Genomic DNA, 495 nt, shown 5'->3' on the forward strand with positions numbered 1-495 from the left:
ATCGGCGTCAGCGAAGAAACGCTCGAATTCTCCTACGACCTGCTCGGCCGACTGATCCAGGAGACTACGCCGCAAGGCGCCTTGTCCTACGAATACGATCCATTGAGCAACCTCACCACGCTGACGTTGCCCACCGGCCAACACCTCAATCACCTGTACTACGGCAGCGGCCACCTGCACCAACTCAACCTCGACGGTCAACTGATCAGCGACATCGAGCGCGACGACCTGCACCGCGAAGTCCTGCGCACCCAGGGCGCGCTCACCAGCTGCTTCGGCTACGACGCCCTGGGTCGCAAGAGTTGGCAGTTTGCTTCGCGCCTGCCAGCGGAAAAACTCTCGCGCCTGCACAACCCCGGCATTCAGCCGGACTTGCTGGTCGAGCACGCCTACAACCCGATCCATCGCCGCCACCAGTACGACCCGGCCGGCGAACTGATCCGCACCCTCGACAAACTGCGCGGCGAGATCAAGTACGAGTACGAAGCCAACGGT

At 62.2% G+C, this 495-nt stretch carries 1 protein-coding gene; it reads left to right on the top strand.

All coding sequences use genetic code 11. The features are described from left to right. Nucleotides 1-495: RHS repeat domain-containing protein (locus KVG88_RS30955; RefSeq protein ID WP_367616868.1), on the top strand; the 495-nt coding region annotated here is incomplete at both ends.

This window comes from Pseudomonas azerbaijanoccidentalis (assembly GCF_019145495.1).
GTDB lineage: Bacteria > Pseudomonadota > Gammaproteobacteria > Pseudomonadales > Pseudomonadaceae > Aquipseudomonas > Aquipseudomonas azerbaijanoccidentalis.